Here is a 17,343-nt window from a genome sequence, read left to right as displayed (position 1 = left end):
TTTTCTAAAGTTTTAAAATACTTTTAAGTTCTAATCTTGTAGTTCCCGACGAAATTACTTTCGGTGCTTTCGCCAATTTTTCTGCCAGAAATTCAGTTGTTATAGGTTTTAAATTTTTAAAAAGCCCGACGGAATTAAAGACTTTAATAATTTTAATGGAGATTTTTTCTCCCAAACGATCTGTATTTTCCCGAATTAAAGGTCCAGGCCTGAAAATAATATATTGAGGAAAATTCAGTTTCGCTAAATATTCTTCGAGTTCTCCTTTCATTTTAGAATAAAAAACATTGCTTTTAGCTGAAGCGCCATAAGAAGAAACCAAAACAAGAGATTTAACCTGATTTTTAACGGCAATTTCTGAAAAATCGGCAGGAATATCATAATCAATCTTCCATTGTTTTTCTTTTGAACCGGCATCTTTTAAGGTTGTTCCGATGCAGGAAAAAAGTACATCTCCGGTAATTAAATTTTGAAATGAATTTGGATCTGAAAAATCTACAATGTGTTCCGTAAGCTTTGGATGGGATTTTCCAAAAGAACGTCTCACAAAAACAGAAACCGAAGTATAATCCTGATCTTCTAAAAGTTTATCAACCAGCTCTTTTCCTGTAGAGCCTGTTGCGCCAATTACCAATGCTTTCATAATTCAATTGTTTAACGAGTAAATATAAGGAACTTTTAAGCAAAAACCCCTCTGCAGAATAGCAAAGGGGTTTTCTTTTTTATTACACTTTTAGAAGTTAGTAAACTCTCTTAACAGAAAGTTTATCCAAACAGAAATACGCAGCAGTATTCATCCCGTACATTGGATCAGAATCTGTTGAAGCCATTTGGAAAACCAAATACTGAACATTTCCTAAAGCCTGAAGTTTATTTGCTGCAACACTTACCCAGCCCGTTGGCATAACCAAAGAAGATCCTGTATAATCTGCTAAAGTTTGTGTTACCGGATCTGTAATGATTCCATTTTCGTCAACACCATAAATTAACAATTCAAAATGATCTCCTGAAGCAAAAGGCTGTGCAAATCCGTCTCCATTTAAACAACCGTAATACGGCCATGGATGCATATTGATTTTCAAGCCTTCAACTGAATATATTCCAGTATCTCCAATTTTAATCCAGTTAGAAAAACCAGATTCACTAAAAGTTGTTCCTTCCGGAGAAACAGGATCCAAATAACTTGACCAATACGCTACAATATAAGGATCACCGGAAGTTCCCGGAGTTCCAGGCGTAGTTGTCGTAGAAGTTGCAAAACCGCTTCCTGCCATAGTTCCCCATTGGTGAGGCACCTAGCCATCTGATCCGCCAGGACCAGAACCAGAACCGTAATCTGTAATATCATTTACGTTAGAAACAATAAATCCGTCCCAGTAATTGTAACCCGCAGATGTCCCAGTATGCGAAAATGTAAAAATATCTACATTTAGATTCGTGTTTGCCACATAAGTGTTTTCCCAATATTTTCCGCCAGTTGTTGTAATACCGCTGTTTAACAAAGTACTAGTTAGATTAAGCGTTGTGGTGGTTCCAATAGAAGGATCAGTTACAGCGGTTTTGGCTGTTTTTGAAGAATTGCTAACTACCAAATTAGCTCTTTCGTCGCTTAAAATAACATCATCGTTGCTACAGGATGAAAATCCGAGTGCAAGACCCAAGGTCAAAAAATAAACTACTTTTTTCATTATTTATAAAATTTAGGGTTAATATTCCTTTTTATTATTTCGGAAAATTCAAATCTGAAACTTCTTGAAAAATACTGATCAACAAATCACTTGATCCTAAAGCAGTAAATGTTGGTACATACACTTTTACAAAATCAACTCCGGGCAGATGCACTTTTTTACCGTCTTTATCTACAGCCCAGGAAATATCTATTGAAGGATCTTTGATACCGCCGTAACCCCAATCAAAAGTGCCGACATTGTAACTTGTACCAGCCCCATCGCTTACATCTTTTGTTGGTATAAATATTTTTGTTCCTTTCAAAGTGTAAGAGTCGCCAACCCATGCCGGATAGTAATTATTTCTTCTTCTAGTATTGGTTCTTGTAATGTTACCAGAAGCATTTTTGTTATCCGTCCAAGGAAGATAAGCAGTGTCGTACTGCCAGCTTAATGTTCCCGTTACTGGAATTGCAGCTTCATTAGGCTTCTTGTATGTTAGCTCATAATTTTTAACTGTTGTAGATTTATAGTATTCACTTCCTGCAATTTCATACCATTCATTTTCATCTGCAATTCCGTTTTTATTGGCATCATAAGCTACCGCAATACTTACTGGAGAATATTTAACTGAAGCAGTTCCGGCTGCCATTAAAACCGTAAAATCACGTTTTCCATAAGTATTCACCACGGTATGATCAAAAGTGGTAATGATATAACCGCCGAAAGTCCCCAAATTAACAGAGCCACCTTCATTTAAACTTGTTTGAGTTGCTTGTAAAGATTCCTCTTTTGTTGCGTAACTTCCCATAGCATAATTTGGTGCAGGCAAATAATCTATTAGCTTTAAGGCTTTTGCAGTATACGTTTTTCCAGTTCCTGAAACCGTAACTTTAGCTGAAGCTTCTTTCACAATTTTATCTACTGTTACTTTAAAATCCACTACACAATTAGCAGTTTTTGGTGTGATAAATAATAAGTTTTTGCTGTCGCCAATGATAGAATCTTTTGTTACACCATCTTTACCCGTTACTTTAATAGACCATTGATAAACAGGAGTTTTTCCTTCTGCGTTTTCAATAGTTACTTCCGGAGCAATTTCTCCCACATTATATTGCTGTATCGCAAATTCTGAAGCCAGTTTAATTGTAATAACAGGATCTTTAACTGGTTCTGTAACTTCTTCTTGTTTTGAATCGTCGCTGCTGCAGGAAAAAAAGCTAACAAGAGTGATTAGCAACAAACTATACTTTAAATACTTTTTCATGGTCTTATTTATTAGCTTGTTTTAGATTGTATTTTTTTAAGATATGAAGGTCACCTGCACCCGCAAATACCGTTGCCATAGAAGATTGCTGCTGGCAAAGTCCCATTGGCTCGCTTACGCAGTTCACTACTTTTATAAAATCAATCCCTGGAAGATTGGCTTTATTTCCGTTTTTATCTACCGCCCAGTCAATATCGATATCCGGATTTACGGCATTTACGTAACCCCATTCCGGAGGTGTTGAATACCATAAAGTTGTTTGACCTGCACGTGCTGTTTTAAAATCCACATCCAATTTTAATCCTTCATAACTCACTGAAGTTTGAGTTGCCCATAACGGATAAAACTCTTTTTTACCTCTTGGTCTTGCCAGATAATATTTATCTCCTTTACTGTTTTCGCAATAAACGTGTTCATAATCTGTCCAAAGAGCACTTGAAGTTACCAAAGGTTCCCCGGCCGCTTTTTTGTTATAAGTAACTTTGAAGTTTTTAACTGTAGTCGATTTTGCATGCTGACTTCCTGCTATTTCGTACCATTCGTCTGCATCTGGTTTTCCGTTTTTATTTTTATCGTAAGCCACAAAAATTAATCCCGGTGCCGGCGGATTGGCTTTTGTAGCTGTCGGATTTGAAACATCTCCTCCATATACTCTAAAATCACTTGTTCCCGGAACATTCACAACCGTATGGTCAAACCCAACAGTAATAGAGCCTCCAAAACCGCCTAAGTCTAATAAATAACCCACATTGGTTTCGTTGATTCTTCCTAAAGCTGTTTTTACTACCTCTTCTTTAGTATTTCCGTCTTTATAAATATCATTGGCAAACATTCCCGGTGCAGGATCAAAATCAAAAATTCGGGTGATGTACGGATTGAAATTTGAAGCCTCGTTAACAACTGTTACAATTGTACTTTTACTTCCTTTTTTGTTTTCTGCTGTTACGTTCAATGTAAATTCATAAGAACCAGCATAAATAGCTGTAAATCGAAGATCTTTGGCAGTTCCAACAATCGAATCCGTTACCTGATTTACTGGATTTTTTGTCATAATCCATTCGTATTTAGCAGTCGCACCGGCATCCGAAGCTGTGATATCTAAAACCGTAAAGGTTGACGTTTCATATTTTTCCTGAAGCGTAATGTCGATTACGTTAGCGTTCTCATCTTTGTCATCACTGCTGCATCCAATAAAGGTGAACGCAAATGCCAGCAATAAAAATCGGGTAACATTTTTTTTCATAAATTGATTATAATAATTTGATTTGATACTAGTTAAAATTATCTCGTTGGAATATTTTCTCCTGAAAGATGCAGATCAGTTGCTCCCATGATTTCGGTTGAAGTTTCGCCGAGCCAGCCCGCCTGCTGATTGAGTCCGTTATACACTTTTACAAAATCTATTGCCGGAAGCTGTACTTTTTTTCCCGCGCTGTCTATTGCCCAATCAATATCGATTGCAGAGTCGTCATCATTATTTGGGGCATTATCGGCATAACCGTATAAAAAAGCATATTGTACAAAATAGCTTCCATTACCGCTTTCATCCACGGCATTGTCTGGTAATCTTGTTCCTTTGAAAGTAATTGAAGCTTCACCTTTCAGCCATTTTGGCCAATATTCTAAAGAATGATTGTAAGCATTATTCTGCGCCAGATAACCATCTTTCCCTTGATTGTCTTTCCAGTAGATGTATTCCAAATCGGTAAAAGTTACCGTTCCCGTTCCACCGCCCGGAACTGGAATTTTATTAGGATCTGGTCTGTAATACGTTATTTCATAGTTGCGAATTGTTTTTTCCATTTTGTGGCCTGCGCCTTCAATTTCGTACCATTCGTCATCCGGAAGTCCGTTTTTGTTTTTATCATAAGAAACCATTATAATTCCCGCTTCACTGCTTCCGCCACGCAATTCCGCATTCGGATTCGGATTGGCATCTGCCCAAAAAGCATTTCCCAAAACCCTAAAATCACGTTTCCCTTTTAGGTTTACAATACTATGGTCAAAACCAAAAACAACATAACCGCCAAAAGCGCCAAGCGAAATAAGATCACCGTTTTTCTTTGCCAAATACGAATTGGCTCTTGTCAAAATTCTATCAGCCGAGTCTCCGTCATTAGCCACAGGAAGATCATTTACAAATTGTCCCGGAGCTGGTTTAAATTCGAATACTTTAGAAATAAACGTTTTTAATTCTTTACTTTCAGCAGTCACAATTACAGTCACTTTTTGAGTCTTAGTTGTTCCTTTATCTGTAATAACAACTTTAAATTCATACTTTCCTTCAGCAGTTGAAGCAAATAAAGCTTCTTTCGAAGTTGTATTGACCAAAGAATAATTTTCTGAAGAAACATTTTCAACTGTCCAATTGTACAAGGCTTCTGCACTGACAGTTGCTTTAGCACTCAAACTAATAATTGAAAAACGCGTGGTTTTAAATTCGTTCGTTACCGATTCTCCTCCAGAATCCGGATTGTCATTATCTCCGCCTGAACAATTTGCAAGTGAAATGACAAAAAAAGCGAGCGTTAATACATGACAATACTTTAAAAATCTCTGATTCATATCTTTATTTTTTGGTTATAAAAGCAATATGCGCAGGAATATTTCCTGCTGTAGTTTTCCATTTTAATCGGCCGTCCGGCGTAAAACAGTAGATGTAGCCTGTTACGACATAATTTTGAGCATCGGTTATATAGATTTCTTTGGTTTCGGGATTAACCTGAAGTCCATACGGAATCATGATTTTTTTCTCGGTTCCATCCGTAATGATTTTATCGCTGATTATCTTTTTGGTTTTAGTATCTAAAATTCCGTACGTAATCTTATTGCTGTTCGTGAGATAACTCCACGAAACACTATAATAATAAAGCAGATCATCAACCAGACACATTCCCAAAGCCGGAATATCGAGTTGCATTTTCTTTTCGTCTGTTTTGGTATCAATCACAAAAAGATTGGGCTGTGTATTGTAATAATCGCCTCGTGAACTCACATAAATATCGCCACGGCTGTCAATCTCCATGCTGTACAAATTAATACCGACATCTATTTTTTTGATTTCTGTGAAAGTCTCTAAATCAATTACCGAAACGGTTCGATCGTAATTTGGAACACGATAACCGCCTGAATTCGCTACATACAATTTTCCGTTATGCACCACCATTTGTTCCGGTTGATAACCAACAGTCACTTTTCTTTTTATTTCTAAAGAAGTCGTATCGATTTCGGCAACAAAACCAATTTCTGCATTCGGATTAATGGCAACCGGGCCTGAATAGGAACTTACATAAGCCTTGTCTTTGTAAAAAGTAACATAACGACAGTTTGGAATATCAATTTTTTTGATTCTTTTTGCCGTCCATTTTTCTAAAACTTCTACTTTGTTGGAGACATTGATGACCGCATAAACCTTATTGCCATAGATTTGAATATCGTTTCCAACATCGCCTAATTCTTTTACAACTGAAGGATTTCGTTCTGAATAAACATCGGTGGTATAATTTCCTGTTCTGTAATTGAAAACGTCGATGCTGGCGCGGTTCATTCCCATATTCCCTTCATTCAGCAGATAAAAACCTTCAATATTGCCATCAGTTGTCGGCACGGCAACATTGGTATCTGAAGACAGAAATATTGTTTCATCTTCCCTGCAGGAAACCAATACTATAGCTGTAAATAAGCTAATTATTATTTTTATAAAACCCTTTTTCATAACTCAAAACCAATTATAAATTTGAACGTTCTGCCCGGCATTGGATAATTGTAAATCACTTCGTATTGCTGATTGAAGGCATTATTGACTTCTACCGTTGCATTTAATTTGTATTTATTGAGGAGGAAAGATTTTTGAACCGCCAGATCGTGTGTGTACCAAGGCTGTACTTCGTTTACTTTGATATTGTTGACGTTTCCGTTGTAGCGTTTTCCAACGTATATAAAACTGTAATTGAAATTCCACGATTCATAACCCGCATTCAGAATTCCAGATCCGCTGTGCCAAGGCGTGTATGGAATCTGATCGCCGTAAGAAGACATTTGTAAACCCGAAACCTTTGTAAAATCCTGACTTTGAGAATAGGTATAAGTCAAATTGGCATCCAGATTTACTTTGTGGATATGTGTACCTAAATTTACAACGGTTTCAATTCCTTTTCCTTTTACCTGACCAATATTCGTCATCATCCAGCGGAATAAATTTCCTGTAGGCGCCGCAACAATTTTATCTTTTGTATACGTATAATAGCCATCTGCCTGAATCGAAAATTTATCCAGAAAACTTTCTTTTACAGGAAAATTATAAGTAAAACCAACATCGTACTGATTCATATATTCTGGTCGTAAAGTACTTGAACCAACCATCGTATAATACAAATCATTAAAAGTGGGCATTCTGAAAATACGTTTGGCAAACGCTCTCAGATTAAAATCGTATTTTTTGAAAGGAGTATAACCGAGGAATAATGCGGGAGTAAATTCAGTTTTGTTGGGCGCTTTGGCGTTGTATTTTACTTCTTCGATAACTCTTGTTGCGAGTACATTTCCTAAAACTTTAAAACCTTCATATCGATAGGACGTTGCCAAAGAAACCAATGCGGTATAACGCTCTGGAAAAGAAAACTGTGTCTGGATTCCTCTTCTCGTTGCGTTTAATTTATTGTATTGAAAATCGGTTGAAAGCGAAACATCCCAAGTAGGTAAAATGCTGTACATATTGACTGCCGAAAAATAAGTTTCCTGCTGGTAATAGCTGTCATCAGACTGAACACCTTCCGTTACAGTTTCTCCTAAAACATTCGTTGTATCTCTTGCAATGTAATGCGTGTAATCGTAAGCAAATTTTCCTTTTAATTGAAATTTATACTTTTCCGAAACGTCTTTTACTAAAAATGCCTGTCCGAAAAAATTCTTGTCAAACTGCCGGAAACCGTCTCTGAATTTGTTTTCTACAATAGCTCCGGGCGCACCTCTTTCCGAATCATAATAATACACTTTCGCATCCCAGGAGCCATTGTTGATTTTTCCGTAAACACCAGATTCAAACCGAAGTGCTTCAATATCGCTGTTCCATCTTGTGGCTGTGGTATCGTAAGCAGTTGATCCGTCCAGATTTTTTCTTTTGTATCTAAATTTATACTGCCCGTTAGATTTGATGTATTCTGAACTCACACTCATACTCACCTTGTCGCTCAGTTTCTGTTCCCATCTAAAACTCGGATCGTGATAATTGATGGACATCGTTTTATACCGAACCAATAAATTTGTCTTTTTATCGCCAGCAAAAACAGGACGTTTTGTTTTTAAGTAAATGGCTGAAGCCGAAGCAAAATCTTTAGCAGACTGGAAAATTTCGCTTTTTTGACCATTGTACATCGTAAGCGATTCCATATCGTCAAGCGAATATTTTCCAAGATCCGTAACTCCGTTTTGGGCATTTCCAAGCTGGATTCCGTCATAAAAAACACCGACATGATGTGTTCCCATATTACGAACATCCACCGTTTTAAGTCCGCCGACGCCACCATAATCTTTAATTTGAGTTCCGGCAAAATAACGAAGCGCATCGGCCACATTATGACTCGCCATTTTTTCGAGCAGAACGCCCGAGAGACTTTGCACAGGAATCACTTCCTGATACGGTTTTCCTTTTAAAATAACTTCTTTTAAAACACGCGAGCTATCTTTCTCCGTTTGTGCATGAAGCCAAAAAGGAAGACTTAAAATAAAAACAGTTAGTAAAGTTTTTTTCAAATTATACATCACAATTGAATTAAATCAACTTTCTGTGATGTAGTAATTACATAAACGTAGAATTGACCCCGCTGCAAAACAGCTGGTCATTATCTTTGTCATCAACTTCATACCACGAAAGTTTTAAACTATGTGATCGTGGCAGGTCTCCTGACTTATTCTATCTTTAAACGGCCTTCTCATCCGAAACAACGAACAATGGCATTAGTAATATTTAAAGACTTTGTGTAGAACTTACAGTAGCGGGTCTGTTCAGGATTTGCACCTGATTCCCTTTTAACTATTTTTTCTGATGAAAAAACAGACCAAAATCAGTCGCAAAGATATAACTATCTTTATAAAAATGGGTTTAATTTATTGTATTTGGATTTTCATGAAATTTTAAGTCTTTTAAAATAACGTTTTTTAAGTCATTCTTTTCTTCCTTTTCTCCAATTAACTGCATTAAAAGAGTAAGAAATCATTACATAACTCCAAAAAGATAACTTATTATCATCCTGCACTTTCGGAAGAAGCTTCATAGAATCTGTAGATTTATAAAAAGAAAATGCTGTATTAATTTCCAATTCTTTTATAGGAGCATATTTTAAAGAAAAATCATTTTCAAATCCGAGGAATCTTGACATTTCTTGATTAAGCCTCATTAATGGATATTGCGTATAAAAAAGATGAAAATCTGAACGAACTGATAATCTTGCATTCAATGGAAATGTTGCAAATAAATAAGGATTTAATAAACCTTTTCCGCCAACATCTGCTGGAAAACGGGTAAAGAAATTCATATTTCCGTTAAATTTCCAAGTTACACCATATAAAACATCAAAATCTCCTGAGCAGTCAGGAGCTAATTTGGTATTGCTACCACTAATTATTTCCGCTCCTAAACGCCAAGTCGAATTTTGTAAAGACAATTTAACTTCAGGCTGAAAATAATACGCCAGCAAATGCTGTCCTTTCAGATTTTGTCCCAATTGTAAATAGCTGTTTAAGGTATAATACCAATGATTCTTTTTAAATTCGACTCTTCCTCCTGCTGTTGCACGTGCATACAAGGTTTCTGAATTTGCTTTTTCTAAGAAATCGATTGTATTTACCGAATTGAAAGAGAAATTTTTATTCGAATTATAACTAAAATTATACATGAGCATATACTTATATCTGTTTGAAGCAACTGGAGAATAAGCTACTTCAAAACTGGTATTGTAATTTCGTGTAAACAACAAAAATAGATCATTAGCAAAGTGTTTCGAATATTTCATGATTCGTATTCCTTCGTGTGCTCTTCCTTGTTGTGCCCAAGGTGCATCAGAAAATAATCTGCCATTATCTAATAAAATACTTTGCCTTCCTAAACGAAAATTTACACCTCTAAATTTGGTTTCTAAAAACAACTGATAAAAATTAATACTGCCCACTTTAGAATTGGCATTTTCTTGATCCCAAAGATGAATTTCCTGCAAATCCGATTTTACAAGCCATTTTTCTTGGGAATATTGAAGAGAAATTCTATTTCGCTGTGTGATGTAGAAATTAAGGATCAATGGAATCGTTAGGGGGTAATATATAGTTTGAAGTATATTCTGCTCTTGGACGAATTTCTATATTCATTAAAAACTGCTTTGATATAGTGTCACTATGCTGTGCTTTTGCAGGATTGCCTAATCCAGCAAAAATAAATAAGAATGAAAATGTTCTAATAATGTCTTTTGAAAGCATTTAAATATTTATCCTATAGAGTTAGTATACAAATATATTGATAGTACATTAATTTCCAATAGCAAAAATTTAACTTAAATAATATGTGTTATTAAATACATAATCGTAATATTGCAATATTAAATTAATAAAAAATGGGAGCTACTAAAACAGAACATTTTACAGATGCACAAAACCAGATCGCAATTATTGCTAAAGCTTTAGGCCATCCAGCTAGAATTGCCATTTTAGAATATTTGCTTAAAGTAAACGAATGCATTTGCGGTGATATCGTAAACGAACTTCCACTGGCACAGCCAACCGTTTCCCAGCATTTAAAAGAACTTAAAAATGCCGGAATCATTAAAGGAAATATTTCAGGGAATTCTATATGTTACTGTATTGATGAAAAAGCTATAGAAATTTTAAATGCTTATTTTTTAAACATCACCCAAACTCTTTCAAAATCAGAATGCTGTTAAGGCATTTTTTTTGAAAACATATATCGTAATATTGCAATTAACAAATAAATAAAAGAACATGAAATTAGCAGAAATAAAACAGATTTTACCAACATTAGAGAATGTTGAATTTCAATTGGAAAATGGAACTTTTGTCCCGGAACATTTCCATGTAACGGAAGTCGGAATGATTACTAAAAATTTTATTGATTGCGGTGGTGTAATTAGGAATGAAGAAGTGGTAAACTTTCAGCTTTGGAATGCTGACGATTTTGAACATCGTTTAAAACCGAATAAATTACTTCATATTATTCAGCTTTCTGAAGATAAACTGGGTATTAAAAATCTTGAAATCGAAGTGGAATACCAAAACCAAACCATCGGGAAATATGATTTGGATTTTAACGGAAAAAACTTTGTTCTTAAAAACAAAACAACAGCTTGTTTAGCCCAGGATTCATGTGGGATTCCAGCTGAAAAACAAAAAATAGTTCTCAGAGGACTGGAAAATAACAGTTCTTGCTGTACGCCAGATTCAGGATGCTGTTAAGCAATGAAAGCCAAAATTATTCAATATAAAAAACCAATTATTATTACCAGCTCTGTTATGGTCTTACAGCTTATTTTTGGATTCGATCCAAAATTCTGCATCATCAATATCATTTGGCTGTTCGTTTAAATTATGGAAAAGAAAATACTAATATTATGCACAGGAAATAGTTGCAGAAGCCAGATTGCAGAAGGTTATATGAAACATTTTGCAGGTAATAAAGCAATCGTTTACAGTGCCGGAGTAGAAACTCATGGTGTAAATCCGAAAGCAATTGCTATCATGAAAGAAGACGGAATTGACATTTTGAATCACACTTCAAATAACATTGACGAATACTATAATATTGATTTTGATTATGTTATTACGGTTTGTGACAATGCCAAAGAAAGATGTCCGTTTTTTCCAACTAAGGCACAAAAATTTCATTACAATTTTCCCGATCCTGCCAAAGCAACGGGAACAGATTCTGAAATAGAAGAACAATTTAGAAACGTTAGAAATCTTATAAAAGAATATTGCAAGAATTTTGCTGACAATAATCTAAATTAAAAAGATCTTCAGAAGAAAGACAGTCTCAAAAGATATATTTTTTTTTCAATCTTCGGAGAAGCGAAATATTTATAGAAAAAAATAGACATCCACAATCTAAAGCTCCAGCGGAGCGACATATTTTTTACAATTTATAATATATGTCGCTCCGCTGGAGCTTTTTTCATTTGTCTCATTGGAATTCTATAAATATTTTGCCCCCTCTGGGGCTTTTGCTAATATTTCTTGATAATAATATAACCGTCTTATTTGAGGCGGTTATTTTTGCTGGCTACATTTTAATGTAACTATTATATGGTTATAATTTTGTTGAAAACTCTTATAAATTGATTAATAATTGAGACATTTTTAATCTTAAATTGCTTTTTAAAAATTTCCTTTTATATGAAAGAAGATATTATTCGTCAGTATTTTGAAAAACTTAAATCAGCCGATTCTCCAATAGAAATAAATTCTATTCTAGATCAAATTATTCCAATTTTAAAGTTATCAGGTGTGTCAATTCCTGAAATGATGACTTACTTTAAAATGCATCAGAATGATTATGAAACAAAATCTCAAGATCATCAAAACTCTATTTCTAATTCAAATAAAGCTAAAGTAGTTATGGAATTATTAATGGCAAAATTGAATAAATGATTTATCCTTCAATTACAGACTGGATCAGCGCAATATCAGCAATGTTCTCCGCTTTTATTTCTGGAGGTGTTTTATGGGTTGCGTGGTATCAAATTAAACAAGTAAAGCTCCAACTTAAAAATCTTGCAGAAGGTCAAAAAAATAGCACTTTAATGACTGTTTTGGAATTAGAAAGTGAAATGAATAGGCGTAAAGAAAACTTAGATCGCTGTAATTTTGATTTACGTCAATATGGAATAGATATAAATTCTTCAGAGAAACAACTAAGTGAAGACACATTAGAATTATTTCAAGATAAGATAAAAGTTGCTCGTGAAAACTATTTAAACGCATTAGACCGCTTGTCATATTGTATTATTCATAATTATCTTTCAGACAGAGATTGGAAAACAGAATACAGGGATATTTTATTCGATGCTGTAGATAATTATAGTGAATGTTTTGGTGTTTCATCTAGATTTTGGAACACGAAAAAACTTTATGAAAAGTGGAAAAATGAATAACCAATGTAATTTAATTTGAATCATGTCAAAGAGAGAAAAAGTATTTATATCGTATTCTTGGGATGGTCAAGAGCATCAAGATTGGGTACAAACATTAGCGAATGATTTGATGTCTAAGTTTGGAGTTGATGTAATACTAGACCAATATGAATTAAGCGCTGGAAAGGAGTTGACTCATTTTATGGAAACATCAATTACAGAAGCTGATAAAGTTCTTGTCATTCTTACACCAAATTATAAATTAAAAGCAGAAAATAGAGAAAGAGGAGTTGGATTCGAAACTTCAATTATATCACAAGAGATTTTCGCTTCACCAATTTCACAAATAAAATTCATTCCTATCTTAAGAGAAGGAAATTTGCAGATATCTTCTCCTATTCATTTGAAATCTAAGTTATACCATGACATGGTTAATGATAAAGAATACATTAATAAATTGTATGAATTGTCAAAAATCATATATGGAAAACCTTTAATTGAAAAACCTAAGTTAGGAGAAATCCCGGACTTCGAAAACAACATTAACATTGATCCAATATTAGATTTAGCAAAAGAATTAGAAAGAAAGGAATCTTTAAATAATGAATTAGACAGATTATTAGATTCTCGCGAAGGTGCTCAAATTTTTAAGAGTGAGATTGGGAAAATTTATGATTCTATAAAAGAAAAAATTGAATTTTATAACGAAAATACTTTTTTCAATTTCACTCATACCGGACCTTATAGAGATTCTATAATTGTTAACTGTAATGGATTTGCGGCAAGATTATCAATAATAGGAAATTACAGTAATACGGCAAAACACGGTGAAGTAGAATTAGAATTTTTTAAAGGATATCTCAATCACAATGGCGGATATTTTCCTGGGGAGGAACCGAAAAGATTTAAAAGTTATAAATGTAAATTTGATTTTGATACTGAGAAAAATATTGTTTGGAAAACCAAACAGGAAACATTCACTTCAGAAAGTTTAGTTCATGAAGTGTTTTCTGTTTTAGCTCATTACCAAAACGAAGATAAATCTAAAAAGTTTCGATAAAACCGTCTTATTCAGACGGTTTTTCTTTTTGTTCAGATTTATCTTTGTTAACAACTTCTTATATGTTCTCAATTTTATTTTCTACAATTGTTTCCTGATTTTCCTTTGCAGAAGCAAAACTTTCCTGAATGTGACTTGACAAGTTTTCATGATATCTTTGTTTAGAATTATAGTTTATATATAATTAAACAATTATCCATTTGTGTATTGGAAGATTTTCATTTGGTACACTGGGTATATTATTATCTATTTCTTTTTACAAATATCTCTTAATCAAAAAACTAAACTTTTGATATTACTTATTTCAATTAATCATGATTTACCATTTGTCTAAAAAGCATTAATTCTCCACTATCATTCTTTTGCCAGACATTCATGCTTTTTCCTTTTACATTGCCTTTGCTGTCACCATCTTTCCAATCTACGCTGTAAAAACCGAATTCTACAATTGCTTTTTGTGCAAAAATAATTCCTGATGTTTTAATTGAAATCTCTTCAATGACTAAAGTTCCAGGCTTTTCATGTTCTGCAAAATAAGGCGTTATCTCTTTTTCTCCTGAAAGGATTGGCGTGTAATACGTTAAATACATCGCATTTGGCAGGAACATTTTAGCATGCTCCTCTCCTAGCCTTTTTTGAACCATTTCTTTAATTTTATTATTTCGTTCTTTTACTTCCAGTGTAAGCTTATCCGAAGCTGTATCTTCCTGAGTTGGAGAAACGGCACTATCATCAATTTCCGGAATCAGTTTATCGTCAAAATAAGTGTTGGATCCCCATATTTCCGACGCAATTGTCATGGAAGATTTCTTCCACAAAACCATATATTTTCCAGAATAGCTATAAGGCTTTTGTTCTTTAACATTGAGATCTTCATTAAAAGTTCCAATTTCAAGAATATAATTTCCAAAATCTTGCAGGTCAACAATTTCTTTTTGATAGGAAGTAATGACGGCCTGAGTTTTCCATTGCTTATAAAAATCAACAATCTCTTTTTTGCCGATTCTCTGCCTGCTGTGTTCCGGCATCAAAATCGATTCGTCTGTATATGCTTTTAACAAATCTTCTGTTTTTCCGTTAATGAAAGAAGCGGCAAAAGAAGTATTATAATCTTCAATCTTTTTACGAAGATTAGTATTGATTCTGCTTTCCTGAGCAAACATGCCAATTGCCAGAAGAAAAAAGGTAACACTCAATTTCATAACAATTTGTTTTTTATCTATTCAAATATAAATATAAAACATTGAAAATCATTATTTTAAAAACAAAAAATCAATTTACAAAAACCAATCAAATACGTTAATTTTTAGACAAAAAATACTTAAGAAGGCAATAATTGCTTTTATAAAATGTTTATATATAAAGATCGAATAAGTCTAATCTTTTTAAAAATCAATATCCCTAGATTAATAATATAAAACATGAAAAAAATATTTTTGATAACTGCCATTACTTGTTTCTCAGCGCAGATTTACGCTCAGGAATTAAACAATAAATTCAAAGCCATTCCACCAAAAGATGCTGAAAAAAAAGAAGTTGTGCCACCTAAAGAAACAGCTCCGAAAGAAAATCCGCCGGCACCTGTAGAAAAACCAGCACCGTTGCAGGTGAATCCGGATGATCTTTTTAAAGACACCAATAGATACAAACAGGAAGCAAATGTTGAAGGCATTTTTTACAGAAGAAACCAGTTTTTAGGAAACTTCAACACTACTGCGGTTACTTCTACTATTATGTATCGTGATGCTGCTTTTGTTGATGGCGATAAAGTAAAAGTATATTTAAATGATAAAGTAATTGAACCAGAAGTTTTTCTAACTGGCGATTTTAAAAGCGTGAAAATAAATCTCGAAAAAGGAATCAACAAGATTGATATTGAAGCGTTAAACGAAGGTTTTGCTTCTCCAAACACAGCCGAATTTAAGGTTTATGATGACAAAGGCAATGTTATTTCGTCAAGCGAATGGAATGTAGGAACTGGTTATAAGGCTGTTATTGTTTTGGTTAAAGAATAATCTTTTTTAAACACATAGAAACATAGATTTTATAGCTTTATAGAAGGCGTTTCATTTTTAATAAAACACATAGCTAAACTTTAAAAATCATAAAAAACACTTAAAACTGCTGTCTTCAGCAGTTTTTTATTTGGATATATGTAGTCAACTACGTAGTTTTGTACTCATATTTAATTATTAGAAATAAAATGCAAATTCAGCCTATACAAAACGAGTACGAAAAAGAGATTGTAGACTTAATATTAAACATTCAGCAAAAAGAATTTAATGTTCCTGTGACTTTAGAAGACCAGCCGGATTTATTGGATATTGAGAATTTCTATTTTAAACCTGGCGGGACTTTTCTCGGCGCATTTATAGACGATAAATTAGTGGGAACTATTGCTTTGGTTAAATTTAACGATGAAGCTGGTGCTATTAGAAAAATGTTTGTCAGGAAAGAATTTAGAGGAAAAGAATTTGGTATTGCCCAGAAATTACTGGAAGAATTGATTGCTTACAGCCAGAAAAACGGAGTTAAAAACTTATATTTAGGAACGGTTTCTATCTTACAGGCAGCATTGCGTTTTTATGAAAAGAATGGTTTCATCACAATTCCAAAAGAGGCACTTCCAAATGATTTTCCATTAATGAAACCTGATAATGTATTCTGCCAATTGACTTTAAAACCAACAAAATGAATATAATTGACGAAATCGGCATACTTGCCATATCTACCCGATTGCAGCGTTTGAGCGAACAGTTACGCAAAGACGGCGCGCAGATTTATGCTTATAATAATATTGATTTTGAACCAAAATGGTTTCCTGTAATTTATACTTTGCATGTAAAAGAAATGCTGGGTGTGGTCGAAATTGCCAATGAAATTGGTTACAGCCATCCTTCCACAATCAGTTTATTAAAGGAATTAGAAAAGCAAAAAATCACCAGTTCTAAAAAAGACAAACTCGATGAACGCAAAAGACTGATTGTGTTAACGGCAAAAGGGAAAGAATTAGTAGTAAAAATGCAGCCGGTTTGGGAAATTATGTCCAAAGCGCTTAATGAAATTACGAATACTCAGAACAATCTCTTAAAAGCCATTGAAGAGGCTGAAGAAAACCTAACGCGTCAAGGCTTTTTTCAAAGGGCCTTAGAATTGAAAGGCTAAGTTTAGCTTTTAAAATATCCGCCGAATCAGCAAAATCTGCGGGAAAAATTTTTA

Annotated in this window: 20 protein-coding genes and 1 riboswitch; of the genes, 9 read left to right on the top strand and 11 right to left on the bottom strand. The window is 34.0% G+C overall.

Annotated elements, in window-relative coordinates; translation table 11 throughout:
• Nucleotides 1-4: 4 nt before the first annotated feature.
• From HYN56_RS15700 to HYN56_RS15655, 10 genes are all read right to left on the bottom strand, one after another.
• A complete protein-coding gene (locus tag HYN56_RS15700) occupies nucleotides 5-643 on the bottom strand; it encodes an NAD(P)H-binding protein (protein ID WP_109193040.1) in 639 nt (212 codons plus the stop codon).
• A gap of 97 nt (nucleotides 644-740) precedes the next feature.
• The gene (locus tag HYN56_RS15695) at nucleotides 741-1,295 is read right to left on the bottom strand and encodes a DUF4465 domain-containing protein (RefSeq protein WP_109193039.1); all 555 of its coding nucleotides are present in this window, start codon (nucleotides 1,293-1,295) and stop codon (nucleotides 741-743) included.
• Entirely contained in the window at nucleotides 1,296-1,688 is a 393-nt protein-coding gene (locus HYN56_RS15690; protein ID WP_109193038.1) for a hypothetical protein, read from the bottom strand.
• 34 nt (nucleotides 1,689-1,722) lie between these two features.
• A complete protein-coding gene (locus tag HYN56_RS15685) occupies nucleotides 1,723-2,934 on the bottom strand; it encodes a hypothetical protein (RefSeq protein WP_109193037.1) in 1,212 nt (403 codons plus the stop codon).
• 4 nt (nucleotides 2,935-2,938) lie between these two features.
• Nucleotides 2,939-4,177: a PKD domain-containing protein gene (locus tag HYN56_RS15680; RefSeq protein ID WP_109193036.1), complete on the bottom strand. Its 1,239-nt coding sequence runs from the start codon at nucleotides 4,175-4,177 to the stop codon at nucleotides 2,939-2,941.
• Nucleotides 4,178-4,215: 38 nt separating this feature from the next.
• Nucleotides 4,216-5,499, bottom strand: a complete 1,284-nt coding sequence (locus HYN56_RS15675; protein WP_109193035.1) for a cell surface protein — start codon at nucleotides 5,497-5,499, stop codon at nucleotides 4,216-4,218.
• Nucleotides 5,500-5,503: 4 nt separating this feature from the next.
• Nucleotides 5,504-6,649: a YncE family protein gene (locus HYN56_RS15670; RefSeq protein WP_109193034.1), complete on the bottom strand. Its 1,146-nt coding sequence runs from the start codon at nucleotides 6,647-6,649 to the stop codon at nucleotides 5,504-5,506.
• Nucleotides 6,646-8,694, bottom strand: a complete 2,049-nt coding sequence (locus HYN56_RS15665; RefSeq protein ID WP_109193033.1) for a TonB-dependent receptor — start codon at nucleotides 8,692-8,694, stop codon at nucleotides 6,646-6,648. Before HYN56_RS15665 ends, HYN56_RS15670 begins: the two co-directional genes overlap by 4 nt.
• Nucleotides 8,695-8,808: 114 nt before the next feature.
• A riboswitch (cobalamin riboswitch) is annotated at nucleotides 8,809-9,010 on the bottom strand.
• 85 nt (nucleotides 9,011-9,095) lie between these two features.
• Nucleotides 9,096-10,226, bottom strand: coding sequence for a hypothetical protein (locus tag HYN56_RS15660; protein ID WP_109193032.1), 1,131 nt, complete (start codon nucleotides 10,224-10,226; stop codon nucleotides 9,096-9,098).
• A complete protein-coding gene (locus tag HYN56_RS15655; protein WP_109193031.1) occupies nucleotides 10,216-10,401 on the bottom strand; it encodes a hypothetical protein in 186 nt (61 codons plus the stop codon). The genes HYN56_RS15660 and HYN56_RS15655 overlap by 11 nt, the downstream gene beginning before the upstream one ends.
• Nucleotides 10,402-10,535: 134 nt before the next feature.
• On the opposite strand from HYN56_RS15655, the gene HYN56_RS15650 reads away from it, so the two are divergent.
• The 6 genes from HYN56_RS15650 (at nucleotide 10,536) to HYN56_RS15625 (ending at nucleotide 14,124) form a co-directional block, all read left to right on the top strand.
• The gene (locus HYN56_RS15650; RefSeq protein WP_109193030.1) at nucleotides 10,536-10,862 is read left to right on the top strand and encodes an ArsR/SmtB family transcription factor; all 327 of its coding nucleotides are present in this window, start codon (nucleotides 10,536-10,538) and stop codon (nucleotides 10,860-10,862) included.
• Nucleotides 10,863-10,920: 58 nt separating this feature from the next.
• Entirely contained in the window at nucleotides 10,921-11,391 is a 471-nt protein-coding gene (locus tag HYN56_RS15645) for a DUF6428 family protein (protein ID WP_109193029.1), read from the top strand.
• 132 nt (nucleotides 11,392-11,523) lie between these two features.
• Entirely contained in the window at nucleotides 11,524-11,943 is a 420-nt protein-coding gene (locus HYN56_RS15640) for an arsenate reductase ArsC (RefSeq protein WP_109193028.1), read from the top strand.
• 384 nt (nucleotides 11,944-12,327) lie between these two features.
• Nucleotides 12,328-12,582, top strand: coding sequence for a hypothetical protein (locus HYN56_RS15635; RefSeq protein ID WP_109193027.1), 255 nt, complete (start codon nucleotides 12,328-12,330; stop codon nucleotides 12,580-12,582).
• Nucleotides 12,579-13,085: a hypothetical protein gene (locus HYN56_RS15630; RefSeq protein ID WP_109193026.1), complete on the top strand. Its 507-nt coding sequence runs from the start codon at nucleotides 12,579-12,581 to the stop codon at nucleotides 13,083-13,085. The genes HYN56_RS15635 and HYN56_RS15630 overlap by 4 nt, the downstream gene beginning before the upstream one ends.
• 22 nt (nucleotides 13,086-13,107) lie before the next feature.
• Nucleotides 13,108-14,124: a toll/interleukin-1 receptor domain-containing protein gene (locus HYN56_RS15625; RefSeq protein WP_109193025.1), complete on the top strand. Its 1,017-nt coding sequence runs from the start codon at nucleotides 13,108-13,110 to the stop codon at nucleotides 14,122-14,124.
• Between the two features lie 308 nt (nucleotides 14,125-14,432).
• On the opposite strand, the gene HYN56_RS15620 is transcribed toward HYN56_RS15625, so the two are convergent.
• Nucleotides 14,433-15,326 carry a YybH family protein gene (locus tag HYN56_RS15620; RefSeq protein ID WP_109193024.1) on the bottom strand — a complete coding sequence of 298 codons (894 nt, stop codon included), beginning with the start codon at nucleotides 15,324-15,326 and terminating at the stop codon, nucleotides 14,433-14,435.
• A 219-nt stretch (nucleotides 15,327-15,545) separates the two neighbouring features.
• On the opposite strand from HYN56_RS15620, the gene HYN56_RS15615 reads away from it, so the two are divergent.
• The 3 genes from HYN56_RS15615 (at nucleotide 15,546) to HYN56_RS15605 (ending at nucleotide 17,289) form a co-directional block, all read left to right on the top strand.
• Entirely contained in the window at nucleotides 15,546-16,139 is a 594-nt protein-coding gene (locus tag HYN56_RS15615) for a hypothetical protein (RefSeq protein WP_109193023.1), read from the top strand.
• 188 nt (nucleotides 16,140-16,327) lie between these two features.
• Nucleotides 16,328-16,819: a GNAT family N-acetyltransferase gene (locus HYN56_RS15610; protein WP_109193022.1), complete on the top strand. Its 492-nt coding sequence runs from the start codon at nucleotides 16,328-16,330 to the stop codon at nucleotides 16,817-16,819.
• On the top strand, nucleotides 16,816-17,289 hold the full coding sequence (locus HYN56_RS15605) for a MarR family winged helix-turn-helix transcriptional regulator (protein ID WP_109193021.1): 474 nt from the start codon (nucleotides 16,816-16,818) through the stop codon (nucleotides 17,287-17,289). The genes HYN56_RS15610 and HYN56_RS15605 overlap by 4 nt, the downstream gene beginning before the upstream one ends.
• Nucleotides 17,290-17,343 lie beyond the last annotated feature (54 nt).

Origin of the sequence: Flavobacterium crocinum, from assembly GCF_003122385.1 — a bacterium.
GTDB lineage: Bacteria > Bacteroidota > Bacteroidia > Flavobacteriales > Flavobacteriaceae > Flavobacterium > Flavobacterium crocinum.
This window is presented reverse-complemented; position numbering and strand designations above follow the sequence as displayed.